This is a genomic window from Pseudomonas sp. B21-054 (genome assembly GCF_026016345.1).
GTDB lineage: Bacteria > Pseudomonadota > Gammaproteobacteria > Pseudomonadales > Pseudomonadaceae > Aquipseudomonas.
The window spans coordinates 4,581,488-4,596,232 of record NZ_CP087204.1; the positions used below are offsets into that span (position 1 = coordinate 4,581,488).

At 63.9% G+C, this 14,745-nt stretch carries 11 protein-coding genes and 2 riboswitches; of the genes, 4 read left to right on the top strand and 7 right to left on the bottom strand.

Translation table 11 applies throughout. The annotated features are described in order from the left end of the window. Positions 1 to 37 precede the first annotated feature (37 nt). From LOY70_RS19750 to cobW, 5 genes are all read right to left on the bottom strand, one after another. Positions 38 to 1,684, bottom strand: a complete 1,647-nt coding sequence (locus tag LOY70_RS19750) for a phospholipase D-like domain-containing protein (RefSeq protein ID WP_265029007.1) — start codon at positions 1,682 to 1,684, stop codon at positions 38 to 40. Positions 1,685 to 1,882: 198 nt separating this feature from the next. After that, positions 1,883 to 2,488, bottom strand: coding sequence for a vWA domain-containing protein (locus tag LOY70_RS19755; protein ID WP_265029008.1), 606 nt, complete (start codon positions 2,486 to 2,488; stop codon positions 1,883 to 1,885). Between the two features lie 53 nt (positions 2,489 to 2,541). Beyond that, positions 2,542 to 3,540, bottom strand: coding sequence for an ATP-binding protein (locus LOY70_RS19760; protein WP_265029009.1), 999 nt, complete (start codon positions 3,538 to 3,540; stop codon positions 2,542 to 2,544). A 210-nt stretch (positions 3,541 to 3,750) separates the two neighbouring features. Next, entirely contained in the window at positions 3,751 to 7,524 is a 3,774-nt protein-coding gene (cobN, locus tag LOY70_RS19765) for a cobaltochelatase subunit CobN (RefSeq protein WP_265029010.1), read from the bottom strand. A 3-nt stretch (positions 7,525 to 7,527) separates the two neighbouring features. Next, the gene (cobW, locus tag LOY70_RS19770) at positions 7,528 to 8,592 is read right to left on the bottom strand and encodes a cobalamin biosynthesis protein CobW (RefSeq protein WP_123343177.1); all 1,065 of its coding nucleotides are present in this window, start codon (positions 8,590 to 8,592) and stop codon (positions 7,528 to 7,530) included. Positions 8,593 to 8,689: 97 nt separating this feature from the next. After that, positions 8,690 to 8,905, bottom strand: a riboswitch (cobalamin riboswitch). Between the two features lie 178 nt (positions 8,906 to 9,083). Continuing rightward, positions 9,084 to 9,319: riboswitch (cobalamin riboswitch) on the top strand. Positions 9,320 to 9,419: 100 nt separating this feature from the next. Here cobW and LOY70_RS19775 point away from each other — a divergent pair. The 4 genes from LOY70_RS19775 (at position 9,420) to cobM (ending at position 11,539) form a co-directional block, all read left to right on the top strand. Then, a complete protein-coding gene (locus LOY70_RS19775; RefSeq protein WP_025214547.1) occupies positions 9,420 to 9,608 on the top strand; it encodes a CbtB domain-containing protein in 189 nt (62 codons plus the stop codon). An 11-nt stretch (positions 9,609 to 9,619) separates the two neighbouring features. Then, a complete protein-coding gene (locus LOY70_RS19780; RefSeq protein WP_265029011.1) occupies positions 9,620 to 10,315 on the top strand; it encodes a CbtA family protein in 696 nt (231 codons plus the stop codon). After that, entirely contained in the window at positions 10,312 to 10,716 is a 405-nt protein-coding gene (locus LOY70_RS19785; protein ID WP_265029012.1) for a cobalamin biosynthesis protein, read from the top strand. The genes LOY70_RS19780 and LOY70_RS19785 overlap by 4 nt, the downstream gene beginning before the upstream one ends. A 76-nt stretch (positions 10,717 to 10,792) precedes the next feature. Continuing rightward, on the top strand, positions 10,793 to 11,539 hold the full coding sequence (cobM, locus tag LOY70_RS19790; RefSeq protein ID WP_265029013.1) for a precorrin-4 C(11)-methyltransferase: 747 nt from the start codon (positions 10,793 to 10,795) through the stop codon (positions 11,537 to 11,539). A 208-nt stretch (positions 11,540 to 11,747) separates the two neighbouring features. Here the strand turns inward: cobM and nfuA are convergent, their stop codons facing one another. Together nfuA and LOY70_RS19800 are read right to left on the bottom strand one after the other, a co-directional pair. Continuing rightward, the gene (gene nfuA, locus LOY70_RS19795; RefSeq protein ID WP_003182850.1) at positions 11,748 to 12,332 is read right to left on the bottom strand and encodes a Fe-S biogenesis protein NfuA; all 585 of its coding nucleotides are present in this window, start codon (positions 12,330 to 12,332) and stop codon (positions 11,748 to 11,750) included. Between the two features lie 117 nt (positions 12,333 to 12,449). Then, positions 12,450 to 14,741: a fatty acid cis/trans isomerase gene (locus LOY70_RS19800; protein WP_265029014.1), complete on the bottom strand. Its 2,292-nt coding sequence runs from the start codon at positions 14,739 to 14,741 to the stop codon at positions 12,450 to 12,452. Between the last annotated feature and the right edge of the window lie 4 nt (positions 14,742 to 14,745).

Below are 14,745 nucleotides of genomic sequence, written 5' to 3' on the forward strand. Positions count from 1 at the left end.
GCTAAACAATAGCGATCTAAAACAACACTTAAAACTGTCAACGCCCACAAAACCTCACCCTGGACAACATCCGCAAATCCCCCTCGCGGTAATAGTCATCGCTCCAGCTGTCATCCACTGCCAGCGGCTTGACTTGTTTGAGCGCGAGTTTTTTCGCGAAGTAGCGGAAGCGGTAGTGCTCATAGAAACGCAGCAATTCCAATCCGTAGCGGTCGGCCAGGTGGGTGTCGCCCTGGATGATCAGGTAGTTCTCATCGTTGCCGCTGCTGGCGGCGGCGCTGAGGTTGTGGCTGCCGCTGATGATGGTTGGCGTGTCGCTGGTGAAGTCGGTGACGATGGCCTTGGTGTGGACCAGCAGGTTGCCCTTCTGGCCTTTCATGGTTTCCTTGAGCCAGCCTTCCAGGCCGGTGTTGAGCAGTGCGGTGGCGGCGAATTCGGCGGTGCGGTCGGCATGGAAGCCGGTGATGCGGCTCTTGGTGTTTTGCAGGCCGTAGCGCAACACGTCGTCATTGGGTTGGCCAAGCACGGCATCGAGAATCCGGTCGGGCAAGACGAATGCGGTGACGAACAACAGGTCCTTTCGAGCCGCGTTGATGATGTCGACGAAGCGGTCCAGGTCGCCCTCTCCCGTGCGTGGCGAAAAGCCGATGAACAACTGTTCTTCCGGGACCATGGGATTGTTCTGATTGATCCACTCACGGGTGGTCCCGACGTCCTGCGGTACGGCCCAGATCTGCTCGAACACCTGGTGATAGCTGTCGCTCACCCGCGGATCGTCCAGCACATGAATCACATTGGCCTGGCGGTAGACGCCGTTGGCGGTGAAGTTGGTACTGCCACACAGCACCGCCTCCGGTTGTAACGCGCCGCTGCCATCGACCTTGCTCAACACGATGAATTTGTCGTGAAAAATGTTGTGGGTGACCCGCCCGCGCTTGTTGGCCGCCGGCAATTTTTCCAGATTGGCTTCGTTGCGCAGCGTGGTGTCGTCGCCTGGCTCGGCATGGTAAAGCACTCGGACCCGTGCGCCGCGCGCGTGAGCGGCGTTGACCGCGTCGACGATCACCGGCAATTCGTATTCATAGATGGCGACGTCCAGGGCCCAGTGGGCATCCAGCGCCCGGTCAATGAAACCGGTCAAGCGCCCCAGCAAGCCATTTTCCAACCAGCGACGGGGGGCATCGGGCCAATCATCGATGGACAGGTTTTTATTGGCGCTAATCAACGCGTCCACCTCGGGAAACTTGCGCTGGAACGCCTGGCTGGCGGCCACGGCCCGATTGAATATCACTCGCTGGCTGGTTGGCTGACCGTCGTCGCTGGTGACCGTGACTGCCAGGGATTCCCCCAGCTGCGGTGCATCGGGGCTGCCATAGGCCAGGTGCACGCGATAGTGGATCGTCACGCCGGGGTTGACGGCGTAGTCGGCCCAACGAAATTTCTGCAGGGGTGCCTTGTCGCTGGGGGTGGCGTGGAACTGGGGAAAGGTGTGGGCCTTGTCGGGGAAGGTCAGGCTGTTGAACAGGAACAGCCAGGGCTTGTCGCCCTGCTGTTTCTCGATGGCAAAACCCAGCAAGCCCTTGCGCCGGGATTCGGCCAGGTCCATGGCGAGCAGCACGCCGTTGGTGCCGGCATAGGCCTTGACCCGAAAATCGTCCTGGGGGTTGGTGACGAGTACGCGCATGGTTCACTCCTGTGAGGGGCTGCCTGAGCATAGTGCAGTGATGCGGGTCAGGTGGGCAGGCCATTGGAATCGAGGGGATGCCATCGCGAGCAAGCTCGCTCCCACAGGGGCCGAGGTGTTCATCATTCATGTGTTCACAACAAAACCCGTGTGGGAGCGAGCTTGCTCGCGATGGGGCCCTGACAGTCACAGAGCCTCTCAATCAGCCTCATCGATATGCCGATACTCAGCCCCCAACCGCCCCGCCAACTGCCGGGCCCGGCCCAGGCGAATCGGGCCACGCTCAATGTCGATCAACAGGCACGGACAATCCAGGGAGGGCAGTGACAGACCGTCTTTCACGCGCCCATCGGTCATCACCAACACCCGCTGTTGCTCCGCCGGGAAACGCTTGCGTCGGGCCGTCAACCAGCGTCCGGCCTCGTTCAGCGCCGCCAGCAACGGTGTACCGCCGCCGGCACCGAGTCCATCGAGCCAATCCCGCAGCCCGGCTGAGGCCTTGAGCCCTTGCACCTGCCAAGTCGGGACGGTACCGCTGGCGGTCAACAGCGCCAAGCGGGCGCGTTGCCGGTAGGCGTCGTCGAACAATTGCGCCAGCAGGCCCTTGCCATCGCTCAAGGCACCCTGCCGACGGGTCGAGGCCGAGGCATCGACGATGACCAGCCACAGCTCATGGGGCGAGCGCTGGCGGCTGTGAAAACGCAGGTCTTCCTGCCGGCGTGGACGACCATTGAGCAGCGTACCCGGCCAGTTCACCGCACCGCTGGCCGCGGCTTTGCTGCGGCCCTGGCGTCCCTGCTCCAATTGTCCTGCACGGGGTCTGGCATTCGCCCCCGCCGTTGAACGAGGGCGAATGCCTAGGGCTTTTTTGGCCAGCTCGGCACGTCACGTCGGGCACCGGTCGGCAGTGCCCGGGCCGGCAGGTCGCCCCACTGGCCTTGGCCTTCGTTGGGCTTGGTGGTTGCATTCGCAGCCGCTTGCGGCGCCTGGGACGACGCCGGTGCCGAGTGCCCGCGGCGCCGATGGCGCAAGGCAAACTCGGCGACCGCATCGATGTCTTCATCGGCAATGGCATCCGCCCCGCGCCAGGCGGCATGGGCCCGTGCCGCCCGCAGCCAGACCAGGTCGGCGCGCAAGCCATCGACCCCGGCGGCAAAGCAGCGCTCGGTGATCTGCGCCAACGCTGAATCATCCAAGGCAATCCCGACCAACCGATTGCGCGCCTGTTGGCAGCGTTCACGCAGCTGGTGCTGGGCCACCTCCCACTCCGCGCAGAACGCTGCCGGATCACTGTCGAAATCCAACCGCCGGCGAATGATCTGCCCGCGCTCAGCCGGTACGGTGTGACCGTCGAGGGCCACGTTCAAACCGAAACGGTCGAGCAACTGCGGGCGCAGTTCGCCCTCTTCCGGGTTCATGGTGCCGATCAGCACAAAGCGCGCCGGATGCCGATGGGAAATGCCGTCACGCTCGATCAGGTTGGTACCGCTGGCGGCCACGTCCAGCAGCAGGTCCACCAGATGATCGGGCAACAGGTTCACTTCATCGACGTACAACACGCCGCCGTCGGCCTTGGCCAGCACGCCGGGAGAGAACTGCGCGCGCCCTTCCCCCAGGGCCACGTCCAGATCGAGGGTGCCCACCAGCCGTTCTTCGGTGGCACCCAGGGGCAAGGTGACGAACTGACCGCTGGCCAACAGATCCGCCAGGCCCCGGGCCAAGGTGGACTTGGCCATGCCACGCGGGCCTTCGATCAGCACACCGCCGATTTTCGGATCGATCGCGGCCAGGCACAGGGCCAGTTTCAGGTCATCGGCGCCGACCACGGCGGAGAGTGGGAAATGGGGTTGGATCATGTCTAATTCTCAAGGGTGGTCGATAACGTCAATATGAACGGAGTACTTGTGGCGAGGGGATTTATCCTCGCTGGGCTGCGAAGCAGTCCCATGTAAGTCGACTCAATCTGCCTGATACACCGAGGTGTTGGAATTTAGGGTCGCTTCGCAACCCAGCGGGGATAAATCCCCTCGCCACAGGGACGGTCTCTGACCTGCTGATTATGCATTTCAGCCATCCTCCTCGATGTCCAACAACAAACTCTCCAGCGCCTCGCGATACTCGCCCGGTTCCTGCCACATCCCCCGCTGCTGCGCTTCGAGCATGCGCTCGGTCATGTCCCGCAGGGCATCGGGGTTGTGCTGGCGGACGAAGTCCCGGGTGTCCGGGTCGAGCAGGTAGGCATCGGCCAGCAAAGCGTACTGGTGATCGTCGATCAGTTGCGTGGTGGCGTCGAAGGCGAACAGGTTGTCCACCGTCGCCGCCAGTTCGAACGCGCCTTTATAGCCGTGGCGCTTCACGCCGTCGATCCACTTCGGATTGGCCGCGCGGGAACGGATGACCCGGTTGAGTTCTTCTTTCAGGGTGCGAATCCTGGGCAAGTCCGGCTGACTGTGATCGCCGTGATAGCTGGCCGCGGCTTCCCCGCTGAGGGTCTCCACCGCCGCCAGCATGCCGCCCTGAAATTGGTAGTAATCATTGGAATCGAGCAGGTCGTGCTCGCGGTTGTCCTGGTTCTGCAACACCGCTTGCACCTGGCTCAGGCGCCGGGAGAACTGCTCCCGGGCAGCGGTGCCTTCATCGCTGCCGCCGTAAGCGTAGCCGCCCCAGTTCAGGTACACCTCGGCCAGGTCTTCGCGACTCTGCCACAGGCGACCGTCGACAGCCCCCTGCACGCCCGCGCCATAGGCACCGGGCTTGGCGCCGAAGATCCGCCAGCCGGCCTGGCGCGCCGCCGCTTCTGGCTCCAGGCCCGACGCCAACAGGGCTTCGCGTTCGCCGCGGACCTTGGCCGCCAAGGGGTTCATGTCGTCCGGTTCATCCAGGGCGGCGACGGCCTGCACGGCGGCATCGAACAAACGGATCAGGTTGGCGAAAGCATCCCGGAAGAACCCGGACACCCGCAGCGTGACATCGACCCGCGGCCGGTCCAGCAGGCTCAACGGCAGGATCTCGAAGTCATCGACTCGCTGGCTGCCGGTGGCCCACACCGGGCGTACGCCCATCAAGGCCATGGCCTGGGCGATATCATCGCCGCCAGTGCGCATGGTGGCGGTGCCCCACACCGACAGGCCGAGCTGGCGCAGGTGATCGCCGTGGTCCTGCAGGTGCCGTTCAAGGATCAGGTTCGCCGATTGAAAACCGATGCGCCACGCCGTGGTGGTGGGCAGGTTGCGCACGTCCACCGAGAAGAAGTTGCGCCCGGTGGGTAACACATCCAGGCGCCCGCGACTCGGTGCGCCACTGGGGCCGGCCGGCACGAAGCACCCGTTCAAGGCATCAAGCAGGCCACGGATTTCCGCCGGCCCGCAGGCGTCCAGGCGCGGAGCCACGACAGTGCGCAGGTTTTCGATGAGGCTGCCCACCGTCTCCCAGCCCGGCGCATTGAGCTGCTCGACCACACCGTCCAGTGCCTGCTCAATCAACTGCGCGGCGAACAATTCCAGACGCTCACGGCTATCGCCAGCGGTGCGCCAAGGCTCGGCGCTAACCCGACGCAAGGCCTCGGGACAATCACCCGCCCAAGGCTCAGCCAGGGCGCAATCCAGCGGATCGAAACCCAGCCCGAACGCCTTGGCCAACGCCCGCAGCAGGCTCGACTGCGCGCCCTTACCGTCGCCCCGGGGAATGCGCAGTAACGCCAGCAGGGTGTCGATGCGCAGCCGTCCGCTGGGCGATTCGCCAAAAATGTGCAGGCCGTCGCGGATCTGCGACTCCTTCAAGTCGCACAGGTACGTGTCCAGGCGTGGCAGCCAGATCGCGGCGTCAGCATCGCTGTCGAGGCCGGCATCCAGTTGCAGCTCGCGGTCGATGTGCGTCTCGCGCACCAGGTTGAGGATGTCCCGTTGCAGCTCCCGGGCGCGGCGCGGATCGAGCAATTGCGCCTCGTAGTATTCGTCGGCCAGCAGCTCGAGGTTACGCAGCGGCCCGTAGGTTTCGGCCCGGGTCAGCGGCGGCATCAAGTGGTCGATGATCACCGCCTGGGTGCGACGCTTGGCCTGGGCGCCCTCGCCCGGGTCGTTGACGATGAACGGATAGATATTCGGCAGCGGCCCCAGCAGCGCGTCCGGCCAGCAGTTCTCCGACAGCCCGACGCCCTTGCCCGGCAGCCACTCAAGGTTGCCGTGCTTGCCGACGTGGATCACCCCGTGGACGCCATAGGTGTGGCGCAACCAGAAATAAAACGCCAGGTAACCGTGGGGCGGCACCAGGTCCGGGTCGTGGTACACCGCACTCGGGTCGACCTGATAACCCCGCGCCGGCTGGATGCCGACGAACGTCAGGCCCAGGCGCAGGCCGGCGACCATCAGGCGACCGTCGCGGAACATCGGATCGTTCTCGGGCGTGCCCCAGCGCTCCAGCACCGCTTGGCGATTGGCCTCGGGCAGCGCGTCGAACATGGCCAGGTAGGCATCGAGGGCCAGGCTCTGGTGACACGGACGCAGGTCGAGGCTGTCCAGGTCGTTACTGACGCCGCCGAGCAACTGCTGGATCAGCGCAGTGCCGCTCGCCGGCAGTTCGGCCGGCAGTGGATAGCCCTCGGCCTGCATGGCCCGCAGGATGTTCAACGCCGCCGCCGGGGTGTCCAGGCCGACGCCATTGCCGATGCGACCGTCCCGGGTCGGGTAGTTGGCGAGAATCAATGCCACACGTTTTTCTGCGTTGGGCAAACGCGCCAATGTTGTCCAGCGCCGGGCCAGTTCGGCGACGAAATCCATGCGTTCCGGCACGGCCCGATAGCAGACCACGTCGCTCTGGCTGCGCTCACTGCGCCAGGCCAGGTCCTTGAAACTGATGGGGCGGCTGATGATCCGCCCGTCCAGCTCCGGCAAGGCAATGTGCATCGCCAGGTCTCGCGGGCCCAGGCCCTGCTCGCTGGCGCGCCAGCCCGGTTCGTTGTCCTGGGCGCAGATCGCCTGGATCACCGGGATGTTGCGGCGGAACGGCCGCAAATGCGGCGCCTCCGGGCTGGATTGAGCGAAGCCGGTGGTATTGAGGATCACCCCGGCCTCCACCGCATCCAGCCAGTCTTCGACCAGCGCCAGGCAACCGGGCTCCTTGAGGCTCGCCACGGCAATCGGCAACGGGTTGAGCCCCGCCGCTTGCAGGCGCTGGCAGAATACGTCGATGAATGCGGTGTTCGCCGCTTGCAAGTGGGAGCGATAGAACAACACCGCCGCCACCGGTTGTCCGGCCTGCCAGTCGGCTTGCCAATCGTCGAGGCTGGCGTTGCTTTTTCCGGGATGGTAGATCGCCGTGCGCGGCAGGACTTGTGGTTCGGCCCAGGGATAATCGCGGCCGAACCATTGGCTGCCCAGGTTGTGAAACAGGTCCAGGGCATTGCCCAGTCCGCCCTGGCGCAAGAACTGCCAGAGCCGGTCGCGGTCTTCGAAGGGCACGTTGCTCAGGTCGCTGAGTTCCGGGTCCGGACGATCATCCCCCGGCACCAGGATCAGCGTCACCCCGCGCCCGGCCAGGTCCATCAGGCGCTCGATGCCGTAGCGCCAATAGCCAATGCCGCCGTGCAGCGACAACAGAATGACCTTGGCGTGACGCAGCACGTCTTCGAAGTACAGGTCTACCGAGGCGTGGTTCTGCACCTGCATCGGGTTGGCGAGGCGAAACTCGGGATAATCACCCGGCAACTGCTTCGCCGCTTCGGCCAGCAGCGCCAGGCTGGAGTCGCCGCTGCACAGGATCACCAGCTCGGCGGGGGTTTGCCCCAGGTCGGCAATGTTGTCATCCGACACGAAACCGCCGGGCTGGGTCCTGAGCAGGTGCATGGCTTAGGCGCTGAGGGCTGCGCGCAACTGCGCTTCAAGCAGCGCCGCGTCCAGCGCCTGGCCGATCAGCACCAGGCGGGTCACCCGCGCTTCCTCGGCGCCCCACTGACGGTCGAAATGCTTGTCGAATCGCGTGCCAACGCCTTGGATCAGCAGGCGCATCGGTTTGTTCGGGATCGCCGCGAAACCCTTGACCCGCAGCACGCCGTGCTGGACCACCAGTTGCGTCAGCGCGTCCAGCAGCAGGCTCTCGTCAGCCTGGGGCAGCTCGATGGAAATGGAATCGAAGGCGTCATGATCGTGGTCGTCATCGTCGCCGTCATGGTGGTGATCGTGATGGCTATGGCGGCCGTCGATGTGTTCTTCGGAGCCGGCGCCCAGGCCGATGAGTACTTCCAGTGGCAGGCGACCGCTGCTGGCTTCGATGACCTTGACCGCCGGCGGCAGCTCTTCGGCGACTTCCAGGCGAACCTTGGCCAGGTCTTCAGGGCTGATCAGGTCGGCTTTGTTGAGGATTACCAGGTCGGCGCTGGCCAGCTGATCGGCGAACAGCTCATGCAGCGGTGATTCGTGGTCCAGGTTCGGATCGAGTTTGCGCTGGGCATCGACCTGGTCGGGGAAGGCTGCGAAAGTGCCAGCGGCCACGGCCGGGCTGTCGACCACGGTGATCACCGCATCGACGGTGCAGGCGCTGCGGATTTCCGGCCACTGGAAAGCCTGGACCAGCGGCTTGGGCAGGGCCAGGCCGGAAGTTTCGATGAGGATGTGGTCGAGGTCGCCGCGCCGCGCCACCAACTCGCGCATTACCGGGAAGAACTCTTCCTGCACCGTGCAGCACAGGCAGCCGTTGGCCAGTTCGTAGACGCGGCCGTTGGCTTCTTCTTCGGTGCAACCGATGGAGCACTGCTTGAGGATCTCGCCGTCGATGCCCAGTTCGCCAAACTCGTTGACGATCACGGCGATGCGCCGGCCCTGGGCGTTGTCGAGCATGTGCCGCAACAAGGTGGTTTTACCCGAACCGAGGAAACCGGTGACGATGGTGACGGGGAGTTTGGCCAGTGTTTTCATCGGATGCCCTTTGGCAAGGTGGCGGGCAAACGGGACGACAACCGCTGGCACAGGCGCGCGCGGAAGATTTCGCCACCGGATCACCCCGCCCGGTTGTAGTGAGAATCTGTGTCGAGGCAGGTCTCCTGGCTGACGGTGGGCCAGTCATTCGACTGGCAATTGCTGCGCCTTCCCGCGCAACCCGGATAAAAGGGTATGCACAGTGGCCTTGCAGAAACATCACCGTTCACAGTTGCGGGGGCAGCCGCGGCTTGGACCGCGTTCCCTTCTTAGCTTCGGCGCAGGCCGAAGAACCTCGAAGGCGCAAGGCTACGCAGGGTGTGGAGACGGGTCAATGTCCGCAAGTAAGTTCTGCGGTGTCCTTGCCGCCGCCATCGCGAGCAAGCTCGCTCCCACATTGGATCCCGCAGCCCTCTGTGGGAGCGAGCTTGCTCGCGATGGGCTGCGCAGCGGCCCCCTGTGCATTGACGGCCCCGCCCCGCCCATGCTCTCCTGTGCGCCTAGTTACGGGTGCCCTTCACAGGGTGAAACGGGAAACCGGTGAATCGTGTGCTTTACTTCAAGGCCACGTCAGTCCGGTGCTGCCCCCGCAACGGTAAGCGAGCGAAGCGTCTGAGCCACTGTGTCTGCCCTGCTACAAGGGCCCATGGGAAGGTGACGCTTGCAGGCAAGGCCCAGCCTCTGCCCCTCGCGAGCCCGGAGACCGGCCCATGACTCAAGCATCAACAAACCCGCGGTGGGCGGGCGCTGTTCGAACCTTGGCGGTCTTTGGCCCGGGGTCTCATTGCGCTCGCATCCCCCATGGAACAAAAACAGAGGGAAGCGCCATGTCGACCATCAGCAGCACCGCCCGCACCGCCAGCAGCACCACCACCCTGAGCCAACGCCTGAGCGCCGCGATCTTCGCTTCGATCCTGGGTGCCGGCCTGGTCTATTTCGCCGGTTTCTCCCACATCGAAGCGGTGCACAACGCCGCCCACGATACCCGTCACAGCGCCGCATTTCCGTGCCATTGAGACCTGACGACATGATCAAGCGTATCGCCCAGACTGCCGGTTTCAGCGGATTGCTGGCCGCCCTGCTGCTGACCCTCCTGCAAAGTTTCTGGGTATCGCCGCTGATTCTGCAGGCCGAGACCTTTGAGAAGGCCCCAACCGCTGAAGTCCATGAACACGCCGACGGCGTTGCCCACACCCATGATGCCGAGGCCTGGGAACCGGAAGATGGCTGGCAGCGCGTGCTGTCCACCACCGGTGGCAACCTGGTGGTCGCGGTGGGTTTCGCCCTGATGCTGGCGGGCCTGTACACCTTGCGCGCACCGACTCGCACCTCCCAGGGTCTGCTCTGGGGCCTGGCCGGTTATGCCACCTTCGTCCTGGCACCCACCCTTGGCCTGCCGCCGGAATTGCCCGGCACCGCAGCGGCCGACCTGGCCCAGCGGCAGATGTGGTGGATCGGCACCGCCGCGTCCACGGCGGTGGGCATTGCGCTGATCGCCTTCGGCAAGCATTGGCTGCTCAAGTTGCTCGGCGTGGCGACGTTGCTGGTGCCCCATGTCATCGGTGCGCCGCAACCCGAAGTCCATTCGATGCTGGCGCCAGAAGCGCTTGAAACTCAATTCAAGATTGCCTCGCAAGTGACCAACGTCGCGTTCTGGCTGGCCCTGGGCCTGATCAGCGCCTGGCTGTTTCGCCGGGACGGCCAAGCCCATCACAACGCATGAACAACGGGCCGATGCTGGTGGTCGGCCTCGGCTGCCAGCGCGGTTGCCCGGCCAGCACGTTGCGGGCATTGCTCGACCAGACGCTGCTGGCCCACGGCATTGCGCTTGATCAGGTGCGGGCCCTGGCCAGCATCGATCTCAAGTGTGACGAGCCGGGCCTGCTGGAACTGACCAAGCAATTGATGTTGCCACTGACCTGCTTCAGTGCCCAGCAGTTGGCCGGTTATCAGGATCGACTCAGTCACCGCTCCGAAATCGCCTTCGAGCGCACCGGCTGCTACGGCGTCGCCGAAAGCGCGGCCCTAGCCCTGGCCGACCAGTTAGGCACGAAGCCCGCGACCCTGCTGATTTCCCGCCAGAAGGCCCCCAGCGTCACGTTGGCATTGGCGCTCGTGTCGTAAATCCCGATAATTCGCCCTCAGGATCATGAGCGATCTTCATCTGGGCGACGCCCACTTACTTCTACAGGAGCCGGTCATGACCGTTTACTTCATCGGCGCCGGCCCCGGCGACCCGGAACTGATCACCGTCAAAGGCCAGCGGCTGATTCGCCATTGCGCGGTAATCATCTATGCCGGCTCCCTGGTGCCGGCGGCCGTGCTTGAAGGCCATCACGCCGAACAGGTGGTCAACAGTGCCGAGCTGCACTTGGAACAAATCATCGAGTTGATCAAAACCGCGCACCTCAAGGGCCAGGACGTGGCCCGGGTGCATTCCGGCGACCCGAGTCTGTACGGTGCCATCGGCGAGCAGATTCGATGCCTGCGGGCGCTGGACATCCCCTTCGAGATCATCCCGGGCGTGACCGCGACCTCAGCCTGCGCCGCCTTGCTGGGTGCGGAACTGACCCTGCCCGACGTCTCCCAAAGCGTGATCCTGACCCGCTACGCGGACAAGACCGCGATGCCCGCCGGGGAGGAATTTGCCAGCCTGGCGCAGCACGGGGCGACCATGGCGATTCACTTGGGGGTCAATCATCTGGAAAAAATCGTCAGTGAACTGCTGCCCCACTACGGCGCGGATTGCCCGATCGCGGTGATTCACCGGGCGACATGGCCGGATCAGGACTGGGTGCTGGGGACGCTGGCTGATATTGCCGAGAAGGTGCAGGCCAAGGGTTTCCGCCGAACGGCGCTGATCCTGGTGGGGCGTGTGCTGGGCAATGACGTGTTCAGCGAATCATCGCTGTACCGCGCCGGGCATGCGCATCTCTACCGGCCCTGACGCAATCCGATCCCCTGTGGGAGCGAGCTTGCTCGCGATAACGACGGCACATTCAACATCATCGCAGACTGACCCACCGCTATCGCGAGCAAGCTCGCTCCCACAGGGGCGGTGGGTACAGACTGACGGCTGAAACTATTGTGGCGGTATGTCAGACAATTTGATGGGGCCTTCTCGGCCCCAACGGGGATAAATCCCCTCGCCACAATCAGTAGTAGGCGTTTTCTTTCTGCGTGTGGTCGGTCACGTCGCGTACGCCCTTGAGCTCCGGAATACGCTCGAGCAAGGTGCGCTCGATGCCTTCCTTCAGGGTCACGTCGGCCTGACCGCAGCCCTGGCAGCCGCCGCCGAACTGGAGCACGGCGATGCCGTCTTCCACCACGTCGATCAGCGAAACCTGGCCGCCGTGGCTGGCCAGCCCCGGGTTGATTTCGGTTTGCAGGTAATAATTGATGCGCTCGTTGACCGGGCTGTCGGCGTTGACCATCGGCACTTTGGCATTCGGCGCCTTGATGGTCAGTTGGCCGCCCATGCGGTCGGTGGCGTAGTCGACCACCGCATCATCCAGGAACGCTTCGCTGAACGAGTCGATGTACGCGGTGAAGCTCTTGAGCCCCAGCGCGGTGTCTTCGGGTTTTTCTTCCCCCGGCTTGCAATAGGCAATGCACGTCTCTGCGTACTGGGTGCCGGGCTGGGTGATAAAGATGCGGATCCCGATACCCGGGGTGTTCTGCTTGGACAGCAGGTCAGCCAGGTAATCGTGGGCGGCATCGGTAATCGTAATGGCGGTCATGGGAACTCCTCACAGGCTTGTCGGCAGTTTACGCCAATCATCGCGCCGGACAAAGTCCTAGTATTTTTGTCGGGAAAGCAGTCGGCGGCGGCACAGATTCGCCGCCGGGCCTCCCGATCAGAGGTTCTGGTAGCGATTCATATCCAGCACACCGGCTTCCAGAGGCTCCGTTTCCTGGATGTATCGGTCCAGGTCATGGAAGTAGTACCAGAACTGCGGGTGGCTGCGACGGATCCCCCAACGCTCGACGATTCGCTCGAATGCCGGCGCATCCTGGGCGTTTTCCATGGCGTCGACAAACGCCGGCACTTGCCCGGCGGGAATGTTGAACATGAAGTTCGGGTAACTGCTCATCACGCCCGGATACACCGTCAGGGTGTCCAGCCCGGGCTGGTAACGCAACGCTTCGCCAAGCAGGAACGCCACGTTACTGTGGGCGCGATTGCGCAACAGGCTGTAGATCTCGCGCCCACCGCTGGCGGTTTCGATGCGCAGCATGGTCGCTTCCGGCAGTTGATTGATGACGCTGAGCCCCGCCGCCGGTCGCGACACCAGGCGACTGAGGGCCTGCTCGGCATTCTGCAGGGTCGGGTCGATGTTCGGCCGGGAACAATAGGCGCCGTCGCAGCGGTTGATCGGATCGGGCCGCGCGTTCAGCTCGCCATAACGGGTCAGCAATTGCTGGGCGAAATCGCGTTTAGGGTCGTGTTCGTCCAACTTGAGTGCGGTCGGCTTGTCATCGTCGATGGCTTCGTAATCCAGCCACATCTTGAATTTGCCGCCGGACTGATACCAATCGTTGAGGTAATCCTCCCGGGAATCGGCCGGCATCAGGCGCAGGAAATTCTGCTCCGCGCCATTGCGGATCAGGTCGAAGTACAGCCGGGTCTGGGCCTGGTGGGACACGTTGCCGAATACATCGAAATTCACCGCCAACTGATAATAGGTCCGCTCCAGCAGCGGAAAATCGAACAACCACATCGTCTGCGGCACTTCACCGATCAGCCCTTTGCTGACCGAGGCACTGTCGAAGTGGCGGAAGATACTCAACAGCGCATTGTCGTTACCCGCCCACAGCGTCGACCAGCTTGGCGCCGGGACATCGGCATAGCTGTCGCGGCGCAAGGCTTCGTACGCGTTGCGCTTGTCGCGATAGTCGAGCCACAGGCTGACGACGCTGCCCACATCGTCGTTCTGCCCCGGCATCGCCAATAACGGCGTGGCCTGGCCCCGGTAGTTCGGGTCGGTGATGTACAGGTCATGCTCAGGGGCCTGGAACAGCGCCCAGAAATTATCGCGGATCACATCCGTGGCGATCTGCCCCCGACACACCGGGCCCCGGATGAAAGTGCGCACGAAGTACTCGGCGTTATCGAGCATGAACTGGTAGCGGGCCTGGGCCGGGATCGCTTCGAACGTGGAAAACGGATTGGCCCGGCGCTCCGGCCCGTAGCCCGGCAATGCATTGACCTGCCAATTGCCGCTGTAGAACAGGCTTTTGATCCGCGCCATCTTGGCCGCGCTCAAGCCGTAGGTGATGTGGGTCTTGTGCACGATCACCCCTTGCACTGGCCAGAGCCGGTAATACACGCGGGTGCCGGGGTCGTCGTTCGGACGGCGGGTATTGATCAAGTCAATCGGCTGGCCGGTGGGCGTGCGCGACCGCACCCATTGGAAGAAATGCCCCGATTCACCGTCCTTGAAATAGATGTGCGCCAGGAACCAATGCTCGAACAACCAGCGGCCCACCAGGCTTTCCCGAGCCCCGGGGGCATTGAGCAGGTTTTCCCATTGCACCACCTGCAAGGCTTCAGCAGCACTCGGGGCCAGGGCCTGCTGATCAATGGGAGCGCCGGCGGCCAGCCAGCGCTGCAGGGTCTGGTATTGCGGGTCGGTCAGGCCGGTGACCGCCAGCGGCATGCCTTCGCGGGGATGCGCAGCGGCGTATTCATCGAACTGCCCCGGCACTGGACAGGTGTTGTCACGGTTGAGCCCAAGCACGATGTCTTCCGGCAGCTTGGCGTTGGGTTGCAGCGGCGTGCGGTGCCCCAGCTCCAGCATCCGCGCCATCAACGCCGCCTGGCTGCCCTGGGCATCGAGCACCGAATAGAAGCCCTTGCGCTGCCAGGCCCGCGGGCCCGAGGCGTCATAGAACAAGCGGGTCGGATCGGCGGCCTGGCGCCGCTCACCGTCGTACACCGACAGTTTGCTCGCGCCCCGGGACGCACCTTCGCCACTGCCCAGGTTCAACTGGCAAGCGGAGTCGTAGCAGGCGTGGCAGGCCACGCATTTTTCCGTGAAGATCGGTTGGATGTCGCGGGTATAAGAGATCGCCGGAGCGGGATTCCCGGCGGCTGCGCTAAAAGAAAACGACAGCAACAGACTGCCGAATAAGACGCGGTACGGCATGTCT

Excerpts from the sequence above, each read along its gene's own strand:
- LOY70_RS19780 (WP_265029011.1), top strand. The coding sequence starts at position 9,620 with ATGATCAAGCGTATCGCCCAGACTGCCGGTTTCAGCGGATTGCTGGCC.
- LOY70_RS19800 (WP_265029014.1), bottom strand. The coding sequence starts at position 14,741 with ATGCCGTACCGCGTCTTATTCGGCAGTCTGTTGCTGTCGTTTTCTTTT.
- cobM (WP_265029013.1), top strand. The coding sequence starts at position 10,793 with ATGACCGTTTACTTCATCGGCGCCGGCCCCGGCGACCCGGAACTGATC.
- cobW (WP_123343177.1), bottom strand. The coding sequence starts at position 8,592 with ATGAAAACACTGGCCAAACTCCCCGTCACCATCGTCACCGGTTTCCTC.
- LOY70_RS19750 (WP_265029007.1), bottom strand. The coding sequence starts at position 1,684 with ATGCGCGTACTCGTCACCAACCCCCAGGACGATTTTCGGGTCAAGGCC.
- nfuA (WP_003182850.1), bottom strand. The coding sequence starts at position 12,332 with ATGACCGCCATTACGATTACCGATGCCGCCCACGATTACCTGGCTGAC.
- cobN (WP_265029010.1), bottom strand. The coding sequence starts at position 7,524 with ATGCACCTGCTCAGGACCCAGCCCGGCGGTTTCGTGTCGGATGACAAC.
- LOY70_RS19775 (WP_025214547.1), top strand. The coding sequence starts at position 9,420 with ATGTCGACCATCAGCAGCACCGCCCGCACCGCCAGCAGCACCACCACC.
- LOY70_RS19760 (WP_265029009.1), bottom strand. The coding sequence starts at position 3,540 with ATGATCCAACCCCATTTCCCACTCTCCGCCGTGGTCGGCGCCGATGAC.
- LOY70_RS19785 (WP_265029012.1), top strand. The coding sequence starts at position 10,312 with ATGAACAACGGGCCGATGCTGGTGGTCGGCCTCGGCTGCCAGCGCGGT.